This window comes from Exiguobacterium sp. ZOR0005 (assembly GCF_000798975.1).
Classification (GTDB): domain Bacteria; phylum Bacillota; class Bacilli; order Exiguobacteriales; family Exiguobacteriaceae; genus Exiguobacterium; species Exiguobacterium aurantiacum.
Genome location: NZ_JTLB01000013.1, coordinates 103,983 through 129,086, shown reverse-complemented (window position 1 = coordinate 129,086; position 25,104 = coordinate 103,983). Strand labels below are relative to the sequence as shown.

Here is a 25,104-nt window from a genome sequence, read left to right as displayed (position 1 = left end):
AGGAATTATGTATATGATCCATCCACTTTTACGCCAACCGACGTATCGCCTCATCGACCAGTCGTCGCTCGGTCCGATGTTCCAAGCCGAGCAATCGTTCGCGACCGACGACACGCTTTGCGCCTCGACGAAAATCCAAGGTGCGGTACTCCGTGCCTGGGTCCATTTGAACACGGTCGTGCTCGGGATTCAAGACGCGCGCCTTCCCCACTTGAAAGACGGGATTCGTCTGTTGCACGAACGCGGCTATCGCCCCGTCGTTCGAAATTCGGGAGGACTTGCTGTCGTCCTTGACGAAGATGTATTGAACTTATCTCTTATTCTACCCGAGAATGACGGGATTCAAATCGACAGCGGCTACGAAGCGATGACGTCGCTCATCCAGCACATGTTCCGTGATGTGACCGATGCGATCGTCGCCGGTGAGATTGTCGGCTCCTATTGCCCCGGCAGCTTCGACTTGTCGATCGACGGCAAAAAGTTCGCCGGCATCTCGCAACGCCGCGTCCGCGGCGGCGTCGCCGTTCAAATCTATTTGAGCGTCCGTAAGAGCGGGAGCGAACGCGCCGCCCTCATCCGCGACTTTTATGACGCCGCGATTCAAGGCGAACCGACGCGACACACGTATCCAGCGATCGTGCCTGAGACGATGGCTTCGCTCGAGGAACTGCTCGACATCCCGCTCACCGTCCACGACGTGTTGAAACGGGCGTACGACGTGCTCGGCAGCGTCAGCGAACTTCAATCAGGGACGCTCGACGCAGCGGAACAAGACACGCTCGCCGCTCAACTCGACCGTATGTGGAAACGAAATGAACCGATTCGCGACATCGAACACCAACTAACAGAGGAGTGAACGCATGTTTAAAATCATCACAGACACCGGCGCCGATTTGACCCAAGACCAAATCGTCGAATATGGCCTAGAACTATTACCGCTCGGAGTCATCATCGACAATGAAGAATTTTTAGACGGCGAGACGATCCAACCGAAAGACGTGTACGCCGCGATGCGTGACGGCAAGACGCCGAAGACGTTCCAAATCGAGGCCGCGCGCCTCGAGCATTGCTTCCGGCAACATCTCGAGTCGGAGATCCCGTTCCTGTATCTCGCCTTCTCGGGTGAACTGTCGGGCACGTACCAGACGGCCGTCATGGTCGGCAACGCGTTAAGAGAAGAATACCCGGACGGCACGTTCCATATTCTCGATACGCGTGCCGCCTCGGTCGGGCAAGGCCTGTTCGTCAAGACGGTCGCTGAGTACGGGCAAGAGCATACATACGAAGAGACCGTCTCCTATGCGTCGACGCTCGTCGGCAAGATTCGTCACTTGTTCACGGTCGAATCGCTCGAATATTTGATGCGCGGTGGTCGCGTCTCGAAAGCGAGCGCGTTCATCGGTGACTTGCTCACCATCCTCCCGCTCCTCACGGTCGAAGACGGGAAACTCGTCCCGATCGAGAAGATTCGCGGCCATAAGAAAGTGTTGCGCCGCATCACGGAATGGATGACCGAATCGAAACCGATCGTCGAAGACGGGGACGTCTTTATCGGCCACGGGGACGATCCCGAAAAGGCGGACCAGTTCGAATCGATGCTTCGTGAACACGTCACACCGCGTCACGTGACGAAGACAATCGTCGGTTCGGCGATCGGGGCGCATACCGGCCCTGGCCTCCTCGTCGTCGCGTATTTTGAGGCGTAATCGATGGACGACCGAAAACAGCGAGCACCCACATGGGCGCTCGCTGTCTTTTTATTTGTTCCAGTTTTTAAAGCCGTCTCCGAACTCGAGATGAAGTTCGTTTTGGAACGTGCCGTTCTCGAACTTCGGTACGTCGACCGGGAGCTTGCCGCCCGGTTTCACTTCACCGAAGATGGCACGGATGCCGGCCGGTAAGTTCGGTCCGGCCGATTTCAAGTTGCCCGCCTCTGAGTCCGGTCCGTTCGGATCGCCTTTGAAACCGTAAATGAGGAGCTGGGCCGGTGCGTCAGGTTGCACGGCGACGTCATACGGGTTCCGGAGGCTCAAGAGCACCGATTTCTTCCCGGTCTCGTTCGCGTAACGGAACACTTCCGCCGGCACGTAATTGTCCGCTGCATTCGGTCCAAGCTTCGCGCTGTTGTTGACGTTCGAGCCGACGATGATGTAGTCAGCCGCCTCGACTTTTGCTTTCAAGCCCGGGTTGCTGGCTAGGCGCGGTGTCGACGCCGTATAGTTCGCCGTCGTGACGACGACGTCTTTCATGTTGCCCGCGTTTTTCTCGAGTGACTTGATCGCCTTCACCATGCTGTCCGTCTGATCTTTTGCCGGCGAGATGACGAGGACCGTGTCCCCTTTTTTCGGCTTGAACGGGAGCGTCTTGTCGTCATTTTTCACGAGCGTGACAGCTGCTTCCGCGATCTCACGTTCTTTCGCTTTATGCTCGGCACTGCCGACGACCGCGTTCGCCTCGGCGAGTTTCGCCTCGAGCGTCGTCATGTCGACCGACTCTTCCCAAATACCGCGTTCGGCTTTGAGCGTCAAGATGCGCTCGACGGCCGCATCGATTTTCGCTTCATCAAGACGTCCGCTCTCGACCGCTGCCATGACTTGTTCAAAGATTTTCTCGAGTTTCGTGACGTCCGCGTTCGTCCGCAAAATCGTCGGCATGAGGGCGATATCGACGCCCGCCTCGAACGTCTTGATGACGGCTTCAGCTTCTGTGAAGTTGTCCGAGATCGCCTGCATGTTCAAGGCGTCCGTGATGACGATACCGTTATAGCCCATCTCTTCACGCAACACGCCGGTGATGACATCGTCCGAAAGTGTCGCCGGGAGCGGGAACGTGCCGCGCGCCGATTCGACGACCTCGTCCTCGATTTGCGGCATGCCGATGTGCGCCGTCATGATCATGTCGATTCCTTCGGTGATGGCCCGTTTGAACGGAAGTAACTCTAAGCCGCGCAAGTCTTCAAGCGACTTGTCGACGATCGGGAGCCCGTAGTGGGAATCGACCGCCGTATCCCCGTGGCCCGGGAAATGTTTCGCCGTCGCGGCGACCCCTTGGTCTTGGATGCCTTGCGTCATCGCCGAGCCGAGCTCACCGACGAGTTCCGGATCGCTCGAGAACGAGCGGACGCCGATGACCGGGTTGGCCGGATTGTTGTTGACGTCGAGGACAGGTCCGAAGTTGACGTTCACCCCGAGCGCGTTCAACTCTGAGCCGATGATGTTCCCCGCGTCATACGCATACTGGCTGCTGCGCGTCGCGCCGAGCGCCATGTTGCCCGGCAGGTTCGTGCCGGTACCGAGCCGCGTCACGATGCCGCCCTCTTGGTCGATCGTGATGAAGAGCGGGATGTCGTTGCTCTCGTCTTGCTTGACGACTTCTTGCAGGTCGTGGACGAGTTTCGTCGTCTGTTCGGTCTCGGTCACGTTCTCCGCGAACAAGATGACACCTCCGAGGTCGAACCGGTCGATGACGCGCGCCACGTCCGGTGCGAGCGTCGTGTGGTTGGCCCCGTTCCATAGTCGGAAGTCTGGCATGATCATTTGGCCGAGTTTCTGTTCGAGCGTCATGGCGTCAAGCTTGCTCGTCACCCGCTGTTCGACCGAGAGCGGTGGTGCCTCCTCCGCCACGACCGCGTTCGCCATCGGGACCGATGAGACGAAGAGTGCCGTCGTCAGTCCGAGTGTCGCCGTCCAGTTCAATGCTTTGTTCATGTTCCCCACTCCTTTTTGAAAGTTTTCCCCGACCCCCAAACGAAAAGGCATGGAGGAAGAAGCGTTGCCTCATCAACGCTCGTTCACCCCATGCCTGATCGTATCAGTTACATATGGTCCTTATTCAGGTGGTCAACGTCAGTATAGCAACTCCAAAATCCGGAAACAACACTTCTCATGAAAGCGTAACCAATTTGAAATAAACAACCTGTTTTGTAACAACCTTACTCTGTATTGGCAAAACCAATAATTTCGGTGGTTCGAATCCTCCTCGTTTTTTGGTAAACTCATTTCGTTAGGGGTTAACTTAAAAAAGGGGGAAATCATCTTGGTACGAGGGGAACTGAAACGAAAGCCGGAATGGTTAAAGATTAAACTGAACACGAACGAGACGTACACCGGTCTGAAAAACATGATGCGCGAGAAAAACCTACATACCGTCTGTGAGGAAGCGAAATGTCCGAACATTCATGAGTGTTGGGCCGTCCGCCGCACGGCGACGTTCATGATTCTTGGGAGCATTTGTACGCGGGCGTGCCGTTTCTGTGCCGTCACGACCGGCAAGCCGAACGAGCTCGACTGGGAAGAACCGAAGCGCGTCGCCGAGTCGGTGCGCCTCATGAACTTGAAACACGTCGTCATCACGGCTGTCGCGCGCGATGACTTGAACGATTACGGGGCGACCGTGTTCGCCGAGACGGTCCGTGCCGTCCGAGCGATGAACCCGGAGACGTCAATCGAAGTATTGCCGTCTGACATGATGGGCGACTTCTCGGCGCTCCAAACATTGATTGATGCCGGTCCTGACATCATGAACCATAACTTGGAGACGGTGCGCCGCTTGACGCCGAGAGTCCGGGCGAAAGCGACATACGACCGCACGCTCGAGTTTTTGAAGCGCTCGAAAGAGCTGAACCCGGACATCCCGACGAAATCGTCGATCATGGTCGGGCTCGGCGAGACGAAAGACGAGTTGATTCAAGCGATGGATGATCTCCGGGCCCACCACGTCGACATTTTAACGCTCGGCCAATACTTGCAACCGACGAAGAAACACCTCGACGTCGAACGGTATTATCATCCGGACGAGTTCGCCGAATTGAAAGAGATCGCCCTCGCGAAAGGCTTCTCCCACTGTGAGGCCGGCCCGCTCGTCCGTTCGTCGTATCACGCCGACGAACAAGTCCACAAGGCGCGTCGCCACACGATGCTCCCAATCGATTAACAGAAAGAAGAGACGCTTATGAATGGAACGACGTGGCATTTGATCACGACAGAAGGCCGCACGCCGGCCGAAAACATGGCCATCGATGAAGCGGTCGCGACGTTCGTCGCGCGAGGCGAACTGAAACCGACGCTCCGCTTTTATTCGTGGGCCCCGCACGCCATCAGCGTCGGCCGCTTTCAACGGGCGACGCGCGACCTCGACCGGGACGCGTTAACGAAGAACAAGATCCCGGTCGTCCGGCGCCTGACCGGCGGCCGTGCCGTGCTCCATGCGGATGAGCTGACGTATAGCGTCATCTTGCCGGAGACGATGCCATCCCTCCCGACGAACGTCATCGAGAGCTATCGCCTGTTGACCGAAGGCGTACGGCGCGGATATCGCGCGCTCGACGTCCCGGCCGAGTTTTCCGTGCCGATGACGGAAGCCGACCGCGAAGCGCTCCGGAAACCGAAGTCGGCCGTCTGTTTCGACGCCGCTTCCTACTATGAACTCGCCGTCGACGGGAAGAAGATCGCCGGCAGCGCCCAAGTGCGTCATCAAGGCGCCGTCCTGCAGCACGGGTCGATCCCGTTATCAATGGACGATGACGTCTTGTTCGACTGCTTTAATTTAGAAGCAGATGAGAAACGCGAGGCGAAAGCCCGCTTCGGGTCCAAGGCCGTCTCGCTCAATGAGGCGCTCGGACGGTCGGTCGCGTTCGACGAAGTCGCCGCCGCGTTCACGGACGGGTTCCGCGACGCGTTCGATTTGACGTTCGAACCGTTGATCTTCACCGAGGCGCAACAAGAAGAAATCCGTCAGCTCGTCTTGAAGTACGAGAGCGACGAATGGGTATGGAAACGCTAAAAAACGAGTCTCGCGACTCGTTTTTCTTATTGTTGTGTATAGATCGACACCGATCCCCCGTTGACGAAGAACTGGCCCCAGCCGTCCGCGTTGATCGTGACGAGGCGGCTATTGTTGCCGGTCATGTCTTTCCACACTTCGCCGGCGTTTTGACGGCCGACGTACATCCATTTCGAGCCGCCCGGTCCGTCCGATAGAATCGTCGCGAGCCCTGACTTGGCACGGTCGGCCACTCCTTCGCGCGTCCAGCCAATGACGTCGTGATGGTCGATATAGTCGTGTTGCGTGCCATAAGCGAAGTCTTTCCGTGCCTTCATGATCGGCTGCAGAGACGCCGACATGTTCGGGATCTCCCGGTTCGTCGTCCCTTTCGTCCCGTAGTAGTCACCGTAGAAGAGTGTCGGGTAGCCTTGTCCGCGCGTCATGATCGTCGCGTAGGCGAGCGGTTTGAACCAGTTGGCGACCGTCGATTCGAGCGATTGCCCCGGCTGCGAATCGTGGTTGTCGACGATCGTCACGGCGAGCGTCGGATGTTGCTCGACGACCGTCCCTTTCAAGATGTTGCGCATGTCATAGAATCCACCGCCGTTACCGGCTGCTTGGAAGTTATAATGGAGCGGCACATCGAAGACGGAATGCGTATACCCGGTCTTGGCCAAATAGTCGTTGATGGCGCCGAGGTCGTTCTTCCAATACTCGGCGACGGTGAACATCTCTTTTCCGGTCGTCTGCCGAACGCTCGTCACCCATTCCCGTAAATACGAATGACTAATGTGTTTGACCGCATCCAAGCGGAACCCGTCGAGTCCGAGCGAGTCGGCGTACCACTTGCCCCAGTTCTTCATCTCTTGTCTGACTTCCGGATGGTCGAAGTCGACGTCGGCGTACATGAGATAGTCGTAATTGCCGTTCTCGTTCGAGACGTCCGTGTCCCACGCCTTGCCCGTGCTCTTGAACTTGTAGATTCGGCTCAAGTTTCGCGATTGATCCCAATCGGTGCCGTCAAAGTGATACCAGCGCCATTTGAACGGCGAGTATGTATTGTTGCGCCCGGCGAAATTGAATCCGGTCCACGCCGATATCGCGTACTCGCCCGACGTCTCCTGATTTCGGTTCGACGGGTTGACCTCGATCGCTTGAACGGTCTCCGTATAGTCGGCGCCGCCTTTATGGTTGATGACGACGTCACCGTACACGCCGATGCCTTTTCCGCGCAAGTTCGTGATGGCCGACTGGAGCTGTGCTTTTGTCCCGTACTTCGTCCGGACGGTCCCTTTTTGATTGAACTCGCCGAGGTCATATAAGTCGTACGCGCCGTAGCCGACATCGTTTTGCGATGTGCCTTTATACGCGGGCGGGATCCATACCGTCGTCACCCCGATGTCTTTCAAATGTTGTGAATCGTTCGATAACCGATTCCAATGCAACCCATCGTTCGGGACGTACCATTCGAAGTATTGCATCATCGTGCCGTTTTGCGGTGTCGCCGCTTGTGCGACCGGTTGCCCAGCCAGTAGTGCAATCGCTGTGACCCCTGCCGTCAAGGCAATCCCTTTCCGTCGTTTCCCCATTCGCTTTCCTCCTCAAAAGTTTAATGCAAACGCTTTCATCAATCATCATGCCCGATTTCACTTTCTTTGAATAGAGGCTCGTGCTAAAACGGTGCTTCACGCCTAACTATTTTTTTCGTGAATAGTTCAGTCGACCAAAACAAAAACGGATGGCTTGTGCCATCCGCCTAGTCAGCTGTCATGTTCCATCCGTTTTCGCTTCACTAGAAAACCGAGGTACGGGAGTCCGGTGAAGATGAGTCCGATTGTGATGATCAGATAAACCACGAAGAGCGCCGTCGCCATCACGCTCGACCAATCGAGTTGCATCAACAGGAGCAAGCCGATCCACACGACGAGAAACGTGAGCGCCGTCCGTCCCATCTGGCGCTCTTCTGACGCATACTTCGCGATCATCGTCTCACGGTCTGAGTAGATCGGCCGTGCATCCGGCCGGCCTTTGAAGATGTGAATCTCGTCCCCGGTCGAGGTCACGTGCTCCCACCCGCTCGCCGCGAACATCTCGAAATACTCTTCGTCCGGACGCGTCCGGTAATCGAGGCTGTACTGGACGTCTACCGGTTCGCCTTCGACCAATGAATAGCCGAGTGGTGCGAACTTTTCTAAGTGCCAGCCCCGAGCTGCCATCTGTTCGAGCTTTCGCATCTCACGTTCTTCGGCAAACGCGAGCCCCCAGCTCGACATGTACTTCCGTTTCATACGTGTCCCTCCCCTTCTAAAATGAACCGTGCATCCTCGACAATCGCTTGGCGTCGCTTCACATCATCGCGGAGCAAATCGCGCCCCGCATCTGTGATCAAGTAACTCTTTTTCTTCCCGTCTCCGTCAAGCGGGTGGATGAGCCCCGCAGCGACGAGCTTCTTGATAATCGTATACATCGAAGCCGGCCCGATTTGCATCCGGCCCGCCGTCAACTCCTCGACGAACTGCATAATCAAGTAGCCGTGTCTCGGCTCGGTCAAGGCAAGCAAAATATAAAACATGCTGTCGGTCAACTCGCCGAGCTCAATCGTGTCATTACGTGGCATGTGACTACCTCCTATATCATTCAACGATACACTTCTTAACCTCACTATATATCGTTGAATGATATATGTCAATAAATGATATAAAAAAAGCCACGGACTGATTCGTCCGTGACCTTGTCAACTCGTCACATAATCGAGGTCGTGCAAAATGTACGCCAAGAAGAAAATCATACTCGGGTTCTCATAGCGCATCTGCACTTTTCGGAGCTGTTCCCGATAAATGACCTCATACTCGGCCCCGTTCATCTTTCGCTCCATGTTCATCTTGATGAGGGCGTCGAGCTTGTCCATCATGTCGACGAGCTTGCCTTCATACGTGTCATCCTTTGAATCGGCCATATAACGCCGGAACGCCGGTTGCATGTAGTCAGGGAGGAGCGACAACAGCGCCTCGCTCTCGGCTCGTTCGTACGCCTCGAACGCCTGTCCCGTCTCCGTCGTCGCGTGTTTCACCGGACCGAGTACATCCCCGGTCACCCCTTCGACGAGGTCGTGACAAAGCAAGCGCGCGACGAGTTCCGCCACATCGACGTCGACACCGTACTTCTTCTGCTCCAACAGTCCGCTGAACATCCCGAGCGCCGCCGCCCGGAAACCGTGAATCGCGTCGTTGTCGTCAATCGTGTTGAAACGGCCTTTCCAGCGCCGGACGCTGTCCATGCGCATGACGTTCTCGATGAACGTCGCCACTTCTGTCTCTTGCTCGACTTGATCGTACAACCAGCGGACGGAAGCGAGCGGATGCTCCCGGAGCGCCGCCTTCATCTCTTCGAGTTTCGCGACGAAGTGCGGAGACCCGTGCGCCACCTCGCGCCGGACGAACAGCATCGCATCGAACGAGTCGATGCCGTCGACGATCCGTCCTTCGAACGAGTCGTCCTCCGCCTCGACGAGGAAGCGGTAGAAGTCAGGACGGAGCGACTGCGACAATAAGTCGACGAGACCGAGGCTTGCCGTCCGCTCCATCCGCTCGATATGTTCTTTCAACGTCGGCTCTTTTTTCGTCCGGTGCATGATTGGCCCGGTCTGCACTTCGTTCATATCATGGAAGAGCGCCTTGCCCAGGACGTCGAGCAACTTGACGGGACGTCCCGCTTGTTCTTCATAGTAGGCCGCAATCAAACTGAAAACCGCGACGCGAAAACTATGGCTCGCCGCATTGTCGTGGTAGTGCGGCGCGTACTCGTCCCAACGTTGGACGTTTTGCATGCGTGTCATCTTGCGGATAAATGTTCCGTTATACATTACATTCCTCCTCGTCCATTCAATCGTTCCCACGTGTCGTCGTGACAGACGACGTATAACATGTCGCTCGCTTCGAGCGGTGTGTCGAGCACGGTCGCGTAGTCGAGCCGGTCGTTGACGGCCATGAGCGTGACGCCTTGACCGAGCAGTTCCTCGGCTGCCGTCCGAATCGTCGTCCATTCCGGTCGTGGCGCCATCGCCTGGATGTTGCCACCCGACTGTTTGCTGAGCAACTGCCGAAAAATCGACGTCGTCCCAGGTTGGAGCGTCGCTTTCGCCATGAGGAGTGACACCGAGTCGTTCGCCAAGATGAAGTCGTCGATGCGGACGTGTTTGAACTTCGAGATGTTCCGCTCTTCACACACCTCGACGACCGTATGCAAATCGACGCCTTGCGCTTGCGACAACGCCTCGACGGCCGAGGCGATGAGGAGTGACTTGCCGTCGGCGAGCAACGACTCGGCGATTCGTGCGTCCGCGAAGATGGCGACGCGGCGCGCATGGAGAATGTTCGCCTGCATGAGCACCGTCTCGTCCGAGGCGTCCCCTTGGACGTAATGGACACGGTCGTGGTCGTACGGTTCTTCTTTCAACTGGTCAATCAAGACGATGTCCGCTGTCGGCTCGTAGCCGAGCACTTCATCGATCGCCTTCTTCGTCTTCGGCGACCACCCGATATAGACGTAATGCCCTTCTCCTCGATACATGAGTTTCCCCTCCCGTTTTAACCGTTGAAACGTCGCACCGACTTCAACGAGCTTTCCAATCAACGCCCCGATAATCCCGATCCCGAATAAGAACAGGAAAATCCCGAGCCAACGCCCGGCGACCGATGACGGGAAAAAGTCACCGTAGCCGACCGTCGTGAGCGTCGTCATCGTCCACCAGAACGAGTCGAACAGCGACGGGAACGTCTCCGGCTCCACCCAATACCCGACGAGCGTACCCGTCAAGATGATGACGAGCGAGGCGAGCACGATGTTCAAAAAAGACAGTTTGGACAATCCGCGCCAAACGCGAAAAAAGATATGCACTGAAATCACTCGCTTTCTCGGATATACTAGTAACAACTCAATTGGTTTACGAAACCCGTCTCGACTCGGTTCCGTATAGATAGAAAAAAGAAAGGACTGACTTATGAATTCCATCGTTTTAGAATACCGACTCTATAAAAATGAGCTGTCGTTTGAGCCGCTCTACCATTATACATCGCTCGGGCTCGATGAAGTACTCGCCCGGCGTGAATGCGAGTTTTTCGTCAAGGACGGCATGACGTATAAACAACGTTCGTCCGCGCTCGAAGGCGAGCAGTACTTTTTGATTTACGTCGACCGCTACACGGAAGGCCCGGTCGACAAAAAAGAGACCGACGACATCAAAGTCGAAATTCGCACGCTCGACGACCGGTTCGACAACCCGCTCCTTGAAGCGTATTATGTCGACCGTCACTTGGACGCCCTCGCCATGCTCGGCAGCCAGTACGTGTATGTCGGCGGCAACGAATATGAACGTGACTCGGCCGAAACGGATGAAGACCGTGGCGCCTATGTGCTCTATGTCACCCCGACTGGTTATACATTGGAGGAAACAACATGAAGACGAGCAAGAAAATTTTGAGCGGTCTGTCGGCCGCTGTATTGACCGCCTCCCTCGCCGCCTGTGGGATGGACGAGACGGAACAAGCGACGCTCCCGGAAGAGCCGACCGGTTACGAGTGCGACGATTGGGAATGGGATGCGGAGACCGAGTCGTATTATTGTGACGACCGGCGCTCCCCGCACTTCGGCAGCTTCTTTTTACTCGGCAGCCTGTTCAATTCCAAGAGTTCGTTAAAAAACTCGTCGACGTACCAAAACTATCGCTCGAACGGCGGCGCGAGCAGCATCACGCCGAACCGGTCGAACCCAAGTTCTAACTCGGGTCTCGGCAGCGGCTCAAAAGGCGGCTTCGGCGGATGAACCGTGACGCCTTGTTCGCTCAAATCCCTTACTTTTGGCCGGATTTGAACGAGGAAGAGTATGCGCTCTATGACTGTCTCGTCTATTCAAAAGAGGAAGTCGAGCGGATTCGTACGGCGACACGTGACGTCGACATGATTTTCCGCAAGGCGAACCGGCTGCTGCGGACGCTGCCGGACGAGACGCTCCGTCTCCTCGGTTACCCGGAGGCGAGCCTGCCGTTCCTTCGGGACAAGGCGCTCCCGCAAGAGACGATCATCGGCCGCTACGACTGGATCGTGAAAGACGGCGCGCTCAAGCTGATGGAATTCAATGCCGACACGCCGACGTTCATTAAAGAACTGTTCGACGTGAACCGGTACGTGACGACAGCATTTGGACTCGACGACCCGAACGCCGGTGCGACCGAGCTGCTTCGAAGCGAGCTCCGGAAAGCAATCATCGCCGCGTGGCAGCGGCTCGCGAAAGCCGGGACGCCGAAAATCGTCTTCACGGCCCATGACGACAACATCGAGGACAAATGGACGACGCGTTTCCTTCAAGAGACGCTCGATTTGCCGTCCGAATTCGTCGCCCTGCACGAACTTCTCATCGAACGTGACGGGGTGTATACGCCTTCCGGTGAGCGGGTCGACGTCTTGTATCGGCAGACGTACCCGGTCGAGCATCTGGTCGATGACGTGGCACCGGACGGGACGCAGATCGGCGTTCGCCTGCTCGAACTGAACGAGGCGAAACACGTCTCGCTCCTCAATCCGTTATCGGCGTTCCTCATGCAGTCTAAGGGCGTGCAAGCGTTCATTTGGGAGCTATACGAAAACGAGATGTTCTTCGATGAGACAGAACGTGCCATCATCCGCACGTACTTTTTGCCGACCTACCTCGAGCCCGACCCGTTTTTAAATCAGAGTGCCTACGTGCAAAAGCCCGCCTTCGGACGTGAAGGGGACTCGGTCATCTTGTACGAGAAGGACGGCACGCCGTTCCATAAAGAAGCGCTTCAAACGTATGCGAACGAGACGGCCGTCTTTCAACGATTCGATGAGTTGCCGGTCCGGAAGACGAACACGGTGAATGGCACGATCGACACGCATTATATGATCGGTTGTTTTTGTTTGAACGGTCGCCCGTCCGCGCTCGGCGCGCGGGCCGGCAGCATGATCACGAACAACCAGTCCTACTACTTAGCCATCGGCACACAAAAGGAGAATAACTCATGACGTTCATCACGCTCGATTCGATTTTGAGCTTTTTGGCCCACCTCGGTACGGGGTTTGCCCTCATCTTGATTGGTCTCGTCGTCTTCGCCTTGACGACGAAGTATTCAGAACGAAAACTGATCAAAGCCGGCAACGTCGCCGTCGCCTTGAAACTATGGGGCAAGGCGCTCGGTCTCGCCATCGTCATCTACACGGTATGGGCGAACAGCGTCAACTTGCTCGATGCCTTCATTTGGGGCATCGTCGGGATCCTCGCCCAAGTGCTCGCGTTTTGGACGTTCGAGTACGTGCTCACGCCTGGCGTGAACTTGGAGAAAGAAGTCGAGAACGGCAACCTCGCCGTCGGCCTCAGCCTTTTCTCGGCCTCGCTCGTCGTCGGCATCATCGTCGCAGCGAGCTTGACGTATTGACGACATATAAAAACCGCAAACCGATGACCGGTGTGCGGTAATGTGACGACTGTTTTAGCGGTCGTCTTTTCTTATGCTCTAGCGAGTACGGCCGATGGACCGAAGAACTCGTAACGGGCGTGCGGGATCGTTTGCACGACCGTCTCCATCATTGCCGTCGGGCCACACGTGTAGACGTCATGTCCATCGACATCGAGTGCCTCAAGCTGTGCCGCGCTCATGCAGCCTGATACGTCGTCGACGTGTGTGATGAGCTCGAGTCCGTCGTTCACAAGTTCGTCGAGCTCTTCACCGAGCGGACGGAGGTTCGTGCTGCGGACCGCATGCAATAGTGTGACCGAACGGCCTTCACCGAGCGCTGTCTTCGCCATGTTGAAGAGCGGCGTGATGCCGATGCCGCCGGCGACGAGCGTGAGCGGACGCTCCGACGCTTCGAGGACGAATTCACCAGCTGGCGCGCTCACTGGGATCTCTGTGCCGACCGTCTGAGCATGGAGCCAGTTCGAGACGAGTCCTTCTGCTTTCGGCGCGATCCAGTAGCCGTCTGCTGTCGTCTCGACGACGCTGTATTGACGGTGGTGCAAAATATCTTCCCCTTCGATGCGGGCTTGGACCGAGATGTATTGACCCGGGATGGCCGTCCCGACGACACCATCGTTGGCGACAAGACGGAATCGTTTTACTTCCGGCGTATCCTCGATCACTTCAGCGACTGTGAACGGCTTGAAGCCGAGCCATGGCGCATCGTCATACATCTGTTTCTCGAGCGAGATGAAGACGTCGGCGATGACACCGTATGCTTTCGCCCACGCATCGATGATGTCTGGTGTGGCCGCTTCACCGAGCACGTCTTGAATCGCCCCGAGCAAGTTCTCACCGACAATCGAATAATGTTCCGGCCGGATGTTCAAACTTTTATGTTTATGAAGCGCCGGTTGGATGGCCGGCAAGATCGCTTCGAGCCGATCGATATGGACAGCTGCCGCATAGACGGCGTTCGCGAGCGCCTCTGGCTGACGGCCGCGTTGTTGGTTCGTATGGTTGAAGAAGTGACGAACTTCCGGGTTATTTTCGAACATGCGCTTATAAAAGTGACTCGTGATGGCGACACCCTGGTCTTTCAAGACCGGCGCCGTCGCTTTAACGATATCCATCGTTTGTTGATCTAACATACGTGTTTCCCCCTTTTTGAAAGTACACGTCCATTATGTGAGTTACGTCACTCTAAAAGCAATATATAGAATACTTGTTTAGTCACAAGTTCGAATTTCCGACTTGAATCCGCCACGCTTTTTTCACATCTTCCATCGTCGCGCTTTTACGGGATGTCTTGTACAATGGACGGATGAAGAGGTGATTTCATGCGGCTCACGCAAACGTGCGACTACGCACTTCGAACGCTCATGTATAGCGCTACGTTCTCCCATCGTCTCGTGACGATCCAAGAAGTGGCGGACCAATATCAAATCTCGAAGAACCACGTCATGAAAGTCGTCTATGAGCTCGGTAAGCACGGGTATCTCGAATCGGTGCGCGGACGCGGCGGCGGTTTCCGACTTGCCCGACCGATGGAAGACATCAACGTCGGCGACGTCGTCCGGACGATGGAACCGTTCGAGCTCGTCGAGTGTTTCGGCGAAGGCCGCTGTGTCATCGCACCCGCGTGTGACTTGAGGAGCGTGTTGAACGAGGCGATGCTCGCCTTCCTGCACGTGCTCGACCGTTACACGATCGCCGACCTCGTCGCCAACCGGACGAACGAACTGGCGTTACTTTTAGGCGTACAAAAGCCGACGGACTAAACGAGTCTGTCGGCTATTTGCTTATAACGGCTTCAATTTCGCCTCGATTTCCGCTCGTCGTGGCTCAAGAAATGGCGGCAAGGCCAACCGCTCCCCGAGCGTCTCGACCGGCTCATCGCTCGCAAAGCCGGGCCCGTCCGTCGCGAGCTCGACCAAAATCCCGCTCGGTTCACGGAAGTAAATCGACTTGAAATAGTAGCGGTCGATCAATCCCGAGTGGCTAATGCTGAATGAATCGAGCCGCTCGACCCAACGCTCCATCTCCAAATCATCTTCGACGCGAATGGCGACGTGATGGACACTGCCCCGACCCGGTCGCTCCGACGGGACATCGGGACGATCGACGAGATGAATCTCCGTCGCCACGCCCCCGTCACCTGTCTCGAAGACACGTACCGTCTGACCGTTTCGCTCGAATGCGGACGCGAAGCGATAACCGAGCACGTCCGTCAACACCCGTTCCGTCTTCTCGATCCGTCGCACCGTCCATTCACTGAAGCCGAGCCCGAAGATGGCGATGTCCTCCGGCACCGGTCCATTTTTCCATGGTGTCCCTGACCCGCCCTCGACGAGACAGAGGCGCTGTCCTTCCCCGTCCTCGAAATCCAGCGTCGGTCGGCCGAGTACCTCCTCTACCGGATCATGCAGGACATCGAATTCGGCAAACCGCTCCAGCCAGTACGGCAATGCCCCTGCCGGCACCCGAAGCGCTGTCCGCGAGATGCTGCTGCTTCCTCGATACGTCTGTCCGAGAAACGGCAGTTCGAAGAACGTCAAGTCGGTCCCCGGCGTCCCCATTTCATCCGCGTAAAACAAGTGGTACATCGACGGATCGTCTTGATTGACCGTCTTTTTGACGAGCCTCATGCCTAAAACCTCCGTGTAAAATCGCAAGTTCTTCCACGCGTCCCCTGTCATCGCCGAGACGTGGTGCTGCCCTAAAATCGCCTTCATCGGTTTCTCCCCTTTCTCGTTTGATTCTATTGTACCACCACTAAATAAGTAAAGTTCACTTTACATAAAGTAAAGTTTGTTTTACACTGTTGTTAGAAACAGGAAATGAGGTGGCGCCATGCCATTAGCCAATCGTGTCAAAGAGTTGCGGGCCCGGCATCAATTGACGCAAGGCGACCTTGCGACCAAAGTCGGCGTGACGAGACAGACGATCATCTCGCTCGAGAAAGGGAGTTACACGCCCTCCCTCATGCTCGCGATGCAAATCGCCCGCGTGTTCGAGGAGCCGGTCGAATCTATTTTTACAATTGAGGAGGAAACAAAATGAAACGTGTCATCGTTCAATCCATCTCGAGTATCATCTTATACGTCTTGATGGCGTTCACCGTGGCGTCATTCGCCTCGACGATCACCCGGTCGATGGCTGCCCTTGAAGCCGGCGTGTTCGAGCTAGAGTTCAACCTCTTGCCGTTCGTTTTGTTGATCGTCTTCTTTATCGTCTGGACGATCTATTCGTTCCGGACGCGTCCAAATCAACAGATGAGCTTCGGTCAATGGTCGGTCCGTATGACCGAATTCAGCGAAGTCGATGAACGCGAGGCGTTGATCACAGCGAAAGCGACGAAAGCGGCGTACGTCTCGTTCAACATCTCGGTCCCGTTCTTCATGCTCACGTTCTTCTTCTACCCGGTATTTCAAACAGCGTGGCCGACGTATCCGGTGTTCGCGCTCGTCGCCACCCTCATCATCGCGAACCTCGTCTATATGACGACGTGGATTCGTGCTTATAATCGTTAAGGAATTCACAGCGAATTCCTTTTTTTGTGTCGATTTTTCGTCGAGTCGGACGTCACGATTGCCAATCTCGTCTCGTCGTGCTTATATATAACTAAATGGTTATATACTAATTTGTTGAAGGGGTCTTGTTTTGTGAAAACCGTCGATTTGACGACCGGAAGCGTGCAGCGCGTCATCTTAGCGCTCGCCCTTCCGCTCGTCGGCAGCTCGCTCTTACAGTTTACGTACAGTCTCGTCGATATGTTTTGGGTCGGTGCGCTTGGAAGCGACGCCGTCGCCAGTATCGGCGCGGCCAGTTTTTATATTATGCTCGCTCAGGCGGTTCAGTCTTTGATCGTCGTCGGTGCCGGCATCAAAGTGTCACAAGCCGTCGGCAAGCGCGACGATGATTTGATTCAACGTTATGTACGGAGCGGCAGACGGCTGAACGGCGGGCTCGGGCTTTTGTCCGCCCTCCTGCTCGTCTCACTCGGACCGACGCTTATCGGCTTCTTGAATATGAACGCACCACCCGTTGAGCGCCTCGCCTATCACTATTTGCTCGTCAGCGCCCCGATGCTCTTGTTCTCGTTCTACAACTTGCTGTTCGCCCGCCTGTTCAGTGCCTATGGCAACACGACGACGGCGATGCGAATCAACGCGACCGGTGTCATCCTCAACATGATGCTGTCACCGCTCTTCATCTATCCGTTCGGGCTGGGCGTACTCGGGGCCGGTCTCGCGACACTCGTCGCCAACGCCGTCATGTTCGGCTTCTTTTGGCATCGGGCCCGGGCGCTATTTGACTGGAACGAGACGGTCACACCGGTCCGTGCCGACTACACCGAGATTGTCCGCCTCGGTTTTCCGATGGCGACGCAGCGCGTCCTGTTCACCGTCATCAGCATCTTTCTCGCCCGCATGATCGGTTCATACGGGACCGAGGCGATTGCCGCCCAGCGCATCGGCCTCCAAATCGAGTCGATCGCCTACATGATGATCGGCGGATTGAACGGTGCCATCGCGAGCTATACCGGCCAAAATATCGGAGCCCGGAAAATCGACCGGGTGCACGAAGGATACCGTGTGACGACGCGTCTCGGCATGCTCTATACCGGGCTGATCACACTCGTCTTCCTCGTCTTCCCAGACGTGCTCATTCGCGCCTTCGTCGATGATTCGATGACGATTGAGATCGGGGCCAGTTATTTACGCATCATCGGTGTCTCGCTCATCTTCGCCTCGCTCGAGATGATCGGAAACGGCTACTTCTCCGGTCTCGGGCTGCCGAAAATCCCGGCGACGATCTCGATCGTCTTCACCGTCGCCCGTATCCCGCTCGCCATCGTCCTTGAACCATACCTCGGCATCGACGCCATCTGGTGGAGCATCGCCATCTCGAGCATCGTCAAAGGGCTCGTCTCCGCATTATATGTCCGACTAACAAAAAAGGAAGTGACTTCCCTTGCAGAAGCGATTTGAACAGCTATCGAAACAATTGCTCACGAGCGGTCGGTTCGCCATCGAACGTGAGATGCTCCGCGTGACCGCCGACGGAACGCTCGCACTGACGAAACATCCGGAAAGCCTCGGCGACAAGGCGACGCATCCGTACATCACGACCGACTTTTCCGAAAGTCAGATTGAGTTGATCACGCCGGCGTTTTCAACCGTCGAGGCGGCGCACAACTTTTTAGAGACACTCTATGACATCACGGCGCTGCATATCGGCGACGAACGCCTCTGGCCGCAGTCGATGCCGTGCGCCCTCCCGGACGGCGGGGTGATTCCGCTCGCCGACTTCGGCAGTTCGGGCGGTGAGGCCGGACGCTACCGGGAGCATTTGCTTCAAAAATACGGGGCGAAAAAACAGCTCATCTCCGGCATCCATTTCAACTTCTCGTTCGCAGACGACTTGATCACGGCTTTATACGAAGGGTCGCCTGAACAGTATGACCGCTTCAAAAATGAGCTCTATTTGAAGCTCGTCCGCAACTATTTACGGACACGTTGGCTCATCGTCTATCTATTAGGCGGGACGCCCGCCGTCCATACGAGTTACGAAGAACGTTGCGTCAGCCAGATGCAGGCACTGAGCGAAGACGTGTATTCCAATACGACGGCCCTCTCGTACCGGAATAGCGACTGTGGTTATACGAATGTTGAACCTCTCTATCCGGACTACACGACGCTCACCGATTACACGAGCAGTGTCCGCCGCTTCATCACGAAAGGCGACATCGCCAACCCGAACGAGCTGTACTCGCCGATTCGCTTGAAGACGTCCCGGGGCGGGAACGATTTAGAGCGACTTGAAACGAACGGCATCGACTATATCGAGATTCGCAACATCGATTTGAACCCCTTCGAGAAGACGGGTATCGCCCTCGACGACTTGAAGTTCCTGCACATCTTCCTGCTCTACTTGGCGTTAAAAGACGAGACGGACTTCGCGAACTGGCAAGCCGAGGCGTTCCACAACCAACAACGTGTCGCCAAAGAAGGCCTGTCCCCGACGCTCACGTTGCACCGGGATGGCGACTCGATCGCCTTACACACGTATGCGAACGAACTGTTAGATGACATCGAAGCGTTCAACACTCGCTACGCCCTCGGGTTCGAGGACGTCTTCGCCTCTGTCCGGGAACGAATCGACCATGTGGATACGACGTATTCGGCACGGTTGACGAAAGTGATGACAACCGAAGGCTACACGGCCTGGTCACTCCGGCAAGCTGAACGGTTCTATCAAGATGCCTACGCCAATCGCTTCCGGATGCACGGCTACACCGACATGGAGCTGTCGACACAGATTTTGATGAAGGCGGCCTTGAAGCGTGGCTATGCCGTTGATGTCATCGACCGGGACGACCAGTTTATCCGGGTTCGGAACGGCCACCAGACCGAATACGTCAAACAGGCGACGAAGACGTCGAAAGACAACTACGTGTCGGTGCTCATGATGGAGAACAAGACGGTGACGAAACATGTGCTCGCCGAACACGGCATCGATGTCCCGAGCGGCGTGGAGTTGCGCGACGAGGACGACTTGCGCTCGGTGTGGACCACTTTCGCGGGACGCCCCATCGTCTTAAAACCGAAATCGACGAACTTCGGGATTGGCATCCACATTTTCAAAGACGGCACGACGCTCGACGAGGCGCTCGAGTCGTTCCATCATGCCAAAACGTTCGACGACGTCGTCTTGCTCGAGACGTTCTTGCCGGGCAAAGAGTATCGTTTCCTCGTCATCGGCGATGAAGTCGCAGGCATTCTCCACCGCGTCCCGGCGAACGTGAACGGGGACGGCGTCTCGACAATCCGTGAGCTCGTCGCCAAGAAAAACGAAGACCCGCTCCGCGGAAAAGGATATAAGACCCCGCTCGAGAAAATCGAGATCGATGACATCGTCGTGGCGTTCCTGCGCCCTCAAGGCAAGACACCAGACAGTGTGCTCGCGGACGGAGAGCGCGTCTTTCTTCGCGAGAACTCGAACATTAGCACCGGCGGCGATAGCATCGACTATACGGACCGGATTGCCGACTCGTATAAACAGATCGCGGTCGCGGCCGCGAAGGCGGTCGGCGCGACGATTTGCGGCGTCGACATGATGATCCCATCGCTCGAGCGTGAAGGTGACTACGGCATCATCGAGCTGAACTTCAATCCGGCCATCCATATCCACTCGTTCCCATACGAAGGAAAGGAACGCCCCATCGGTGAGACGGTGCTCGATTTGTTGTTTGACTGAACAAGTTGCACTTGTCCGAAAACCGGGAATAAGGACTACATTGAGGTCAAGACGCTTTTTCACGAAAGGGGACATTTCAATGGGGGCTGTCAAATCGCACGTGGAAGGCAACACGCTCGTCGTCGAACGTAGCTTCCGGGCACCGCACGAGCTCGTGTTCGAAGCCTTCTCGAGTCCGACCCATCTCGAATCCTGGTGGGGTCCGGCCGGATGGAAGACCGAGGTACGCACGTTCGAATTCGAACCGGGCGGGACGTGGCATTACAAAATGACGTGTGTCGACAAGGAGCAAGGCGATTATTACGGCATGGATTCATGGGGGAAATCGACGTTCCTCGAGATTAAACCACATCGAAAAATCGTCTATACGGATGCGTTCTCAGACGCGGACGGGCACGTCAATCCCGACTTTCCGGTCATGACGATTACGAACGAATTTTTAGACATTCCGGGTGGGACGTTGCTCGTCAGTCGCTCCGAGTTCACGGACGCCGAGTCACTCGAGAAAGTCATCGAGATGGGCGCCGTCGAAGGTTTCGCCTCACAGCTCGATCGGCTTGATACAATCGTCTCAAGATAACAATAAGCACCGTAGCCTTCTGTTTAGGCGCGGTGCTTATTGTTGTGTTAGATTTCTCTGTCCAGACTTTCAAATAGACGCACAAGTTGCGCTTCGTGAATCTCTCCAACCGCATCCCCGACACTGATCTCGGTCGAACAATAGCCGTCATGTGGGACGAGATACCCTGTGATTCCGACCCCAGTTTCAATGTGAACGGATTGAATCCATGCCGCGACCGCCTCATACTCCCCTTCAAAATGAAGATGAAACATGTTCGTCACCGGGACGTCCGGGGTCGTCCAGACACCGTCGAGCGCATTGAACCGGCGTGCGAATGCTTTGGCTTGTTCATAGTATGTCCCCATCCGGTCTTTCCGCAGCTCATAGTAATAGTCGGCCGGGATGATGTATGGGTACAGCCCAATCAAATCCCCGCCGTACCGCCGTTTCCAAACTCTCGCTTCGGTACAGAACGGTTTCGGTCCGGCCAAGATGGCACCGGCGATGCCGCCGATCCCTTTATAAAATGAGATGTAGACGCTATCGAACAGCGCGCACACTTCCTCCGCCGTCTTCTCATAATACGGTAACGTCTCGAACAGACGCGCCCCGTCAAGATGGAGGCGAATCCCCCGTTCACGGCAAAGTCGACTGATTTGTTCGAGCTCGTCAAACGAAGGCAGATACCCCCCGAGCTCCCGTTGCGGCAACTCAATCAACAGACACGCCACATCCGGTAGCGCCTGCACTTCTTCAAACATCATCAACCGGTCCGACTCCCCAATCAAGATCGGCTCGAGGTGATGCAGTTCCTTTAAGCCGTCCTGTTCGTGAATCTCCAGGTGACAGAGCGGATGATAGGCGACGCGTCGGTTCTCCGTCTCGTCCGCCCAAATGCGTAACGCGATCTGTTGCGCCATCGTGCCGCTCGGGAAGAAGATGGCGTCTTCCGTGCCGAGTTCTTGCGCCAGTTTCTGCTCGAACCGCTCAATCGCTTCGCCCGTCCCGTAATGGTCGCTCGCCTGATTCGGATCAACGTCGGCGAACGCCTGTTGCAAGACGCCGACGTTCCGTCTGCCGTGACCGCTCAACTGATGCGACGTCTGTTGATACGATGTTCGTAAATTCATGTCATCCCCTCCAAAAATAGCCCCCTATCCATAGATAGGAGGCACGATGATTAATCGCGTACCCGGACAATCAATTTCCCGCGTACTTTTCGTGTTTGCAGTTGTTCCAAACCATCTTTCAACCGTTCGAACGGCAAGACGTCCGTCACGAGGTCATTCAATTCGCCGGCCTCAAGTAATTTCATCAATTCCTCAGCCATATATGCCAAGTTGCGGATGGCGCGCTCATCCTCACTCGCGTGGGCCGCACCGAGGGCGACCTCATGGATGGACGGCGAGAGCGTAAAGCCTTTCACGTTCGACGTATCCGGTGGACCGGCGATGTAGGCAAGCTGTCCGCTGAAGGCGAGCCGGTCGAGGTCGGCTGTCGCGACGTCACGACCGACCGTGTTTAAGATGAGGTCGACACCGCGGCCGTCCGTCTCTTCCATGATCCGTTCCGTCACGTCTTCCGTGTTATAGTCGATGGCGACATCGGCACCGAGCGCTTTCACCCAGTCAAAATTGTCAGGCGACGCCGTTGTGAACACCTTAAGCCCAAGTTTCTTCGCAAGTTGGATCGCGTAACCGCCGACCCCGCCTGCTCCGGCGTGGACGAGAATCGTCTCTTTGTCGCGCGTGTTCAACTTCTGCATGACCGCCTCATACGCCGTCATACCGGCACAGAGGATGGCCGCTGCCGCCTCATCGCTCACGTCAGGCGGAACGACGGCGCAGCCGCGCGCGTCGACGACCGCATACTCGGCGAAGCCGCCGTTATTTCCGAGACTCGTATGGACGGCGACACGTGAACCGGTGATGATGTTGGCGAGGCTCGAGCCGACTTCGACGACTTCCCCGACGAGGTCGACCCCGAGGATGTGCGGGTACGACCAGTTCGGGTTGCCGTTCGTGCCGACTTTATAGTCGACCGGGTTCAATGCGACCGCTTCGACTTTGATGAGCAGTTCGCCTGCTCCCGGTGTCGGGCGCTCCGTCTCCCCGAGGTGTAAATGTTCGAGTCCAGGTTGATCGAGTAACCATGCCTTCATAATCAATACGCTCCTTCCGAATACGTCAGTTCATAAGAGTGTGAGTAAATCTCGACGAGGTTACCGAACGGGTCTTCACAGTACACCATCCGGTACGGCTTATCGCCCGGGTAATACTCCCGGATCGGCATCCGTTGTTTGCCGCCATGGGCGACGATTTTCTCGACGAGTCCCTCGATGTCCGGGTCTTGGACGCAGTAGTGGAAGATGCCCGTCTTCCAGAACTCGAAATTGTCCTCCGGTTTCTCATTATTCGGGAACTCGAACAGCTCGATGCCGATCTTGTCACCGGTCGACATGTGGGCGATTTTGAAACTGCCCCAGCCCGGACCGAACACGTCGGTGCACATGACGCCGATCGGCGAGTCGTCCTCGACGACGTCCGACGGTTGCATGATCGTGTACCAGCCCATCACGTCCTCATAGAATGTAACTGCTTCCGCCACACTCGGGACCGATAGTCCGATATGTGAGAATGTACGTGGATATGTCAAAGTGATCCGCTCCTTTTTGTTTGCTCAATTTGTTGGATAACGATACGATACCTTCATCGAAGCAAGAAAAATAGTACGCACATTGAAGTAACTACCCGAAAGCGAGGCAAACTGAACATGACGACCCCGTTCCCTGTCAACAAGGCACTCGACATCATCGGCGGTAAATGGCGCCCCCAAGTATACTGTACGCTCGAGAACGGACCACGCCGTTTCTCAGACATTCAGCGCGCCATTCCCGACGTCAGCCGCAAAGTGTTGACCGACCAACTGCGTGAACTCGAACAGCTCGGCATGGTGCGCCGCATCGACTATTCGACAGAGAAGCAGCTGCACGTCGAATATTCGCTCACCGAGGAAGCGCTCAGCCTGCAGCCGGCGATGAAGGCGCTCTGCTCGTGGGGCGAGACACGAGACGAATAAACCCTCGCCGAATCCGGCGAGGGTTTTGTCATGCTGCGAATAGGCTGATCAGATTTCCGTCCGGATCGATGACGATGGCATAACGTTGCCCCCAAAACGCATCCCACGGTTCGCGGTGCGAGGCATAGCCATGCCCGACGATCGCTTCATAGCGCGCGTCCAACTCATCTCGGCTGTCGCATAAGAAGGCGAGTTCGACCCGGTGCCCCGTCGCCTGCTTCCATTCCCCATATACCGATTCGGCCACTTCGACTGTGTCGAAGGCGAGCCGGACACCGCCGTCGTCGACCTCGACGTGCGCTTCCCCATCCATCGCTTCCGGAATCGCTAAGCCGAGCAGACGATAAAAGTCGAGCGCCCGTTTCATATCTTCGACGACGATGCCGACCATGTCTAACTTGATTCCCATGTGGTCACCCCATTCTTCAAGTTGGTGGTACTATAATGAGTGTAGCATTCCATCCTGCCCTTGAATCGAGGAAATTCACATGATGCATCAATTCGCTGTCCTGACACAGCAACAAGCAGAAACGATCGCCTTCACGTGGCATTACGAAGGCGTTTACGCATTTTACGACATCGAAGCAGACGAAGACGATTTGGTCGAATTTCTAGACGCCGAACAGCGTGGGGAGTCGGTGTTCGCCATCACGTCCGACTCCGATCTGATCGGTTTCGTGAGCGTCGCACGAACGGAGGCGGAGACGGTCGACATCGGCCTCGGCATGAGACCCGATTTGACTGGGAACGGGGGCGGACGCGCGTTCCTTTCGTCGATTCTCGACTTCATCGATGCGACGTACGCGCCCCGTCGCATCACGCTCGCCGTCGCCGCCTTCAACGAACGGGCCATTCGGCTGTATGAGGCGTGCGGATTCAAACAGACCGGTTCGTTTCAACAACCGACGAACGGAAGTGTGTACGACTTCATCCGCATGGAACACCAAAAAAGTCCTCAGAACTAAGC

General features: G+C 56.1%; 28 protein-coding genes. 16 read left to right on the top strand and 12 right to left on the bottom strand.

Going from position 1 to position 25,104, the window contains the following annotated elements; all coding sequences use genetic code 11:
* The first annotated feature begins 13 nt into the window (after positions 1–13).
* Positions 14–856: a biotin/lipoate A/B protein ligase family protein gene (locus L971_RS06005; protein ID WP_156111502.1), complete on the top strand. Its 843-nt coding sequence runs from the start codon at positions 14–16 to the stop codon at positions 854–856.
* Between the two features lie 4 nt (positions 857–860).
* Positions 861–1,706 carry a DegV family protein gene (locus L971_RS06000; protein ID WP_047374950.1) on the top strand — a complete coding sequence of 282 codons (846 nt, stop codon included), beginning with the start codon at positions 861–863 and terminating at the stop codon, positions 1,704–1,706.
* A 51-nt stretch (positions 1,707–1,757) separates the two neighbouring features.
* Here the strand turns inward: L971_RS06000 and L971_RS05995 are convergent, their stop codons facing one another.
* Positions 1,758–3,707, bottom strand: a complete 1,950-nt coding sequence (locus tag L971_RS05995; RefSeq protein ID WP_047374947.1) for a glycoside hydrolase family 3 protein — start codon at positions 3,705–3,707, stop codon at positions 1,758–1,760.
* Positions 3,708–4,032: 325 nt separating this feature from the next.
* On the opposite strand from L971_RS05995, the gene lipA reads away from it, so the two are divergent.
* Complete coding sequence (gene lipA / locus L971_RS05990) at positions 4,033–4,932, top strand: lipoyl synthase (RefSeq protein WP_369793350.1); 900 nt, start codon at positions 4,033–4,035, stop codon at positions 4,930–4,932.
* A gap of 18 nt (positions 4,933–4,950) precedes the next feature.
* Positions 4,951–5,781, top strand: a complete 831-nt coding sequence (locus tag L971_RS05985; protein ID WP_047374943.1) for a lipoate--protein ligase family protein — start codon at positions 4,951–4,953, stop codon at positions 5,779–5,781.
* 26 nt (positions 5,782–5,807) lie between these two features.
* On the opposite strand, the gene amyS is transcribed toward L971_RS05985, so the two are convergent.
* The 5 genes from amyS to L971_RS05960 all read right to left on the bottom strand — a co-directional run bounded on the left by amyS (position 5,808) and on the right by L971_RS05960 (position 10,659).
* Positions 5,808–7,352 (bottom strand): alpha-amylase, encoded by a 1,545-nt coding sequence (gene amyS, locus L971_RS05980; RefSeq protein WP_024371146.1) that lies wholly within the window; start codon positions 7,350–7,352, stop codon positions 5,808–5,810.
* Between the two features lie 171 nt (positions 7,353–7,523).
* Complete coding sequence (locus L971_RS05975; protein ID WP_029334197.1) at positions 7,524–8,051, bottom strand: DUF2812 domain-containing protein; 528 nt, start codon at positions 8,049–8,051, stop codon at positions 7,524–7,526.
* The gene (locus tag L971_RS05970; protein ID WP_029334196.1) at positions 8,048–8,380 is read right to left on the bottom strand and encodes a PadR family transcriptional regulator; all 333 of its coding nucleotides are present in this window, start codon (positions 8,378–8,380) and stop codon (positions 8,048–8,050) included. The genes L971_RS05975 and L971_RS05970 overlap by 4 nt, the downstream gene beginning before the upstream one ends.
* A 117-nt stretch (positions 8,381–8,497) precedes the next feature.
* Positions 8,498–9,625 carry a YfbR-like 5'-deoxynucleotidase gene (locus L971_RS05965; protein ID WP_029334195.1) on the bottom strand — a complete coding sequence of 376 codons (1,128 nt, stop codon included), beginning with the start codon at positions 9,623–9,625 and terminating at the stop codon, positions 8,498–8,500.
* On the bottom strand, positions 9,625–10,659 hold the full coding sequence (locus L971_RS05960) for a potassium channel family protein (protein WP_047374941.1): 1,035 nt from the start codon (positions 10,657–10,659) through the stop codon (positions 9,625–9,627). The genes L971_RS05965 and L971_RS05960 overlap by 1 nt, the downstream gene beginning before the upstream one ends.
* 103 nt (positions 10,660–10,762) lie before the next feature.
* Here L971_RS05960 and L971_RS05955 point away from each other — a divergent pair, with 103 nt between their 5' ends.
* From L971_RS05955 to L971_RS05940, 4 genes are read left to right on the top strand one after another with little or no spacing between them, the layout of a single operon-like run.
* The gene (locus L971_RS05955) at positions 10,763–11,221 is read left to right on the top strand and encodes a hypothetical protein (protein WP_024371151.1); all 459 of its coding nucleotides are present in this window, start codon (positions 10,763–10,765) and stop codon (positions 11,219–11,221) included.
* Positions 11,218–11,583 (top strand): hypothetical protein, encoded by a 366-nt coding sequence (locus tag L971_RS05950; RefSeq protein WP_024371152.1) that lies wholly within the window; start codon positions 11,218–11,220, stop codon positions 11,581–11,583. Before L971_RS05955 ends, L971_RS05950 begins: the two co-directional genes overlap by 4 nt.
* Positions 11,580–12,803 carry a glutathionylspermidine synthase family protein gene (locus L971_RS05945; RefSeq protein WP_047374939.1) on the top strand — a complete coding sequence of 408 codons (1,224 nt, stop codon included), beginning with the start codon at positions 11,580–11,582 and terminating at the stop codon, positions 12,801–12,803. The genes L971_RS05950 and L971_RS05945 overlap by 4 nt, the downstream gene beginning before the upstream one ends.
* The gene (locus L971_RS05940; RefSeq protein WP_034798888.1) at positions 12,800–13,213 is read left to right on the top strand and encodes a DUF350 domain-containing protein; all 414 of its coding nucleotides are present in this window, start codon (positions 12,800–12,802) and stop codon (positions 13,211–13,213) included. Before L971_RS05945 ends, L971_RS05940 begins: the two co-directional genes overlap by 4 nt.
* 71 nt (positions 13,214–13,284) lie before the next feature.
* On the opposite strand, the gene L971_RS05935 is transcribed toward L971_RS05940, so the two are convergent.
* Positions 13,285–14,385 carry a globin domain-containing protein gene (locus L971_RS05935; protein WP_047374937.1) on the bottom strand — a complete coding sequence of 367 codons (1,101 nt, stop codon included), beginning with the start codon at positions 14,383–14,385 and terminating at the stop codon, positions 13,285–13,287.
* Between the two features lie 189 nt (positions 14,386–14,574).
* On the opposite strand from L971_RS05935, the gene L971_RS05930 reads away from it, so the two are divergent.
* Positions 14,575–15,015 carry an Rrf2 family transcriptional regulator gene (locus L971_RS05930; RefSeq protein ID WP_024371156.1) on the top strand — a complete coding sequence of 147 codons (441 nt, stop codon included), beginning with the start codon at positions 14,575–14,577 and terminating at the stop codon, positions 15,013–15,015.
* Between the two features lie 21 nt (positions 15,016–15,036).
* On the opposite strand, the gene L971_RS05925 is transcribed toward L971_RS05930, so the two are convergent.
* The gene (locus L971_RS05925) at positions 15,037–15,969 is read right to left on the bottom strand and encodes a ring-cleaving dioxygenase (protein ID WP_047374935.1); all 933 of its coding nucleotides are present in this window, start codon (positions 15,967–15,969) and stop codon (positions 15,037–15,039) included.
* A gap of 118 nt (positions 15,970–16,087) precedes the next feature.
* Here L971_RS05925 and L971_RS05920 point away from each other — a divergent pair, with 118 nt between their 5' ends.
* The 5 genes from L971_RS05920 to L971_RS05900 all read left to right on the top strand — a co-directional run bounded on the left by L971_RS05920 (position 16,088) and on the right by L971_RS05900 (position 21,077).
* Positions 16,088–16,297, top strand: a complete 210-nt coding sequence (locus L971_RS05920; RefSeq protein WP_024371158.1) for a helix-turn-helix transcriptional regulator — start codon at positions 16,088–16,090, stop codon at positions 16,295–16,297.
* Positions 16,294–16,767, top strand: a complete 474-nt coding sequence (locus tag L971_RS05915; protein WP_029334190.1) for a hypothetical protein — start codon at positions 16,294–16,296, stop codon at positions 16,765–16,767. The genes L971_RS05920 and L971_RS05915 overlap by 4 nt, the downstream gene beginning before the upstream one ends.
* Before the next feature lie 132 nt (positions 16,768–16,899).
* Positions 16,900–18,228 carry an MATE family efflux transporter gene (locus tag L971_RS05910; protein WP_047374931.1) on the top strand — a complete coding sequence of 443 codons (1,329 nt, stop codon included), beginning with the start codon at positions 16,900–16,902 and terminating at the stop codon, positions 18,226–18,228.
* Positions 18,212–20,497, top strand: coding sequence for a bifunctional glutamate--cysteine ligase GshA/glutathione synthetase GshB (gene gshAB, locus L971_RS05905; protein WP_024371161.1), 2,286 nt, complete (start codon positions 18,212–18,214; stop codon positions 20,495–20,497). The genes L971_RS05910 and gshAB overlap by 17 nt, the downstream gene beginning before the upstream one ends.
* Before the next feature lie 79 nt (positions 20,498–20,576).
* Complete coding sequence (locus L971_RS05900) at positions 20,577–21,077, top strand: SRPBCC domain-containing protein (protein WP_029334187.1); 501 nt, start codon at positions 20,577–20,579, stop codon at positions 21,075–21,077.
* Between the two features lie 47 nt (positions 21,078–21,124).
* Here the strand turns inward: L971_RS05900 and L971_RS05895 are convergent, their stop codons facing one another.
* From L971_RS05895 to L971_RS05885, 3 genes are read right to left on the bottom strand one after another with little or no spacing between them, the layout of a single operon-like run.
* Positions 21,125–22,189, bottom strand: coding sequence for a low specificity L-threonine aldolase (locus tag L971_RS05895; RefSeq protein ID WP_047374929.1), 1,065 nt, complete (start codon positions 22,187–22,189; stop codon positions 21,125–21,127).
* A gap of 50 nt (positions 22,190–22,239) precedes the next feature.
* A complete protein-coding gene (locus tag L971_RS05890) occupies positions 22,240–23,220 on the bottom strand; it encodes a zinc-binding dehydrogenase (protein WP_047374928.1) in 981 nt (326 codons plus the stop codon).
* Positions 23,221–23,222: 2 nt separating this feature from the next.
* The gene (locus tag L971_RS05885) at positions 23,223–23,714 is read right to left on the bottom strand and encodes a lactoylglutathione lyase family protein (RefSeq protein ID WP_029334184.1); all 492 of its coding nucleotides are present in this window, start codon (positions 23,712–23,714) and stop codon (positions 23,223–23,225) included.
* 117 nt (positions 23,715–23,831) lie between these two features.
* On the opposite strand from L971_RS05885, the gene L971_RS05880 reads away from it, so the two are divergent.
* Positions 23,832–24,137 (top strand): helix-turn-helix domain-containing protein, encoded by a 306-nt coding sequence (locus L971_RS05880; protein ID WP_024371172.1) that lies wholly within the window; start codon positions 23,832–23,834, stop codon positions 24,135–24,137.
* Between the two features lie 28 nt (positions 24,138–24,165).
* Here L971_RS05880 and L971_RS05875 read toward each other — a convergent pair whose 3' ends face one another.
* Entirely contained in the window at positions 24,166–24,546 is a 381-nt protein-coding gene (locus tag L971_RS05875; protein WP_029334183.1) for a VOC family protein, read from the bottom strand.
* 79 nt (positions 24,547–24,625) lie between these two features.
* On the opposite strand from L971_RS05875, the gene L971_RS05870 reads away from it, so the two are divergent.
* Entirely contained in the window at positions 24,626–25,102 is a 477-nt protein-coding gene (locus L971_RS05870; protein ID WP_047374926.1) for a GNAT family N-acetyltransferase, read from the top strand.
* The last annotated feature ends 2 nt before the right edge of the window (positions 25,103–25,104 follow it).

Bases quoted from the DNA above. Each gene is read 5' to 3' on its own strand.
- L971_RS05985 (WP_047374943.1), top strand. From the start codon at position 4,951: ATGAATGGAACGACGTGGCATTTGATCACGACAGAAGGCCGCACGCCG.
- L971_RS05890 (WP_047374928.1), bottom strand. From the start codon at position 23,220: ATGAAGGCATGGTTACTCGATCAACCTGGACTCGAACATTTACACCTC.
- L971_RS05975 (WP_029334197.1), bottom strand. From the start codon at position 8,051: ATGAAACGGAAGTACATGTCGAGCTGGGGGCTCGCGTTTGCCGAAGAA.
- L971_RS06000 (WP_047374950.1), top strand. From the start codon at position 861: ATGTTTAAAATCATCACAGACACCGGCGCCGATTTGACCCAAGACCAA.
- L971_RS05945 (WP_047374939.1), top strand. From the start codon at position 11,580: ATGAACCGTGACGCCTTGTTCGCTCAAATCCCTTACTTTTGGCCGGAT.
- L971_RS05930 (WP_024371156.1), top strand. From the start codon at position 14,575: ATGCGGCTCACGCAAACGTGCGACTACGCACTTCGAACGCTCATGTAT.
- L971_RS05935 (WP_047374937.1), bottom strand. From the start codon at position 14,385: ATGTTAGATCAACAAACGATGGATATCGTTAAAGCGACGGCGCCGGTC.
- L971_RS05925 (WP_047374935.1), bottom strand. From the start codon at position 15,969: ATGAAGGCGATTTTAGGGCAGCACCACGTCTCGGCGATGACAGGGGAC.
- L971_RS06005 (WP_156111502.1), top strand. From the start codon at position 14: ATGATCCATCCACTTTTACGCCAACCGACGTATCGCCTCATCGACCAG.
- L971_RS05875 (WP_029334183.1), bottom strand. From the start codon at position 24,546: ATGGGAATCAAGTTAGACATGGTCGGCATCGTCGTCGAAGATATGAAA.
- L971_RS05995 (WP_047374947.1), bottom strand. From the start codon at position 3,707: ATGAACAAAGCATTGAACTGGACGGCGACACTCGGACTGACGACGGCA.
- L971_RS05970 (WP_029334196.1), bottom strand. From the start codon at position 8,380: ATGCCACGTAATGACACGATTGAGCTCGGCGAGTTGACCGACAGCATG.
- L971_RS05900 (WP_029334187.1), top strand. From the start codon at position 20,577: ATGGGGGCTGTCAAATCGCACGTGGAAGGCAACACGCTCGTCGTCGAA.
- L971_RS05870 (WP_047374926.1), top strand. From the start codon at position 24,626: ATGATGCATCAATTCGCTGTCCTGACACAGCAACAAGCAGAAACGATC.
- amyS (WP_024371146.1), bottom strand. From the start codon at position 7,352: ATGGGGAAACGACGGAAAGGGATTGCCTTGACGGCAGGGGTCACAGCG.
- L971_RS05895 (WP_047374929.1), bottom strand. From the start codon at position 22,189: ATGAATTTACGAACATCGTATCAACAGACGTCGCATCAGTTGAGCGGT.
- L971_RS05965 (WP_029334195.1), bottom strand. From the start codon at position 9,625: ATGTATAACGGAACATTTATCCGCAAGATGACACGCATGCAAAACGTC.
- L971_RS05915 (WP_029334190.1), top strand. From the start codon at position 16,294: ATGAAACGTGTCATCGTTCAATCCATCTCGAGTATCATCTTATACGTC.
- L971_RS05880 (WP_024371172.1), top strand. From the start codon at position 23,832: ATGACGACCCCGTTCCCTGTCAACAAGGCACTCGACATCATCGGCGGT.
- L971_RS05950 (WP_024371152.1), top strand. From the start codon at position 11,218: ATGAAGACGAGCAAGAAAATTTTGAGCGGTCTGTCGGCCGCTGTATTG.
- L971_RS05955 (WP_024371151.1), top strand. From the start codon at position 10,763: ATGAATTCCATCGTTTTAGAATACCGACTCTATAAAAATGAGCTGTCG.
- L971_RS05940 (WP_034798888.1), top strand. From the start codon at position 12,800: ATGACGTTCATCACGCTCGATTCGATTTTGAGCTTTTTGGCCCACCTC.
- L971_RS05920 (WP_024371158.1), top strand. From the start codon at position 16,088: ATGCCATTAGCCAATCGTGTCAAAGAGTTGCGGGCCCGGCATCAATTG.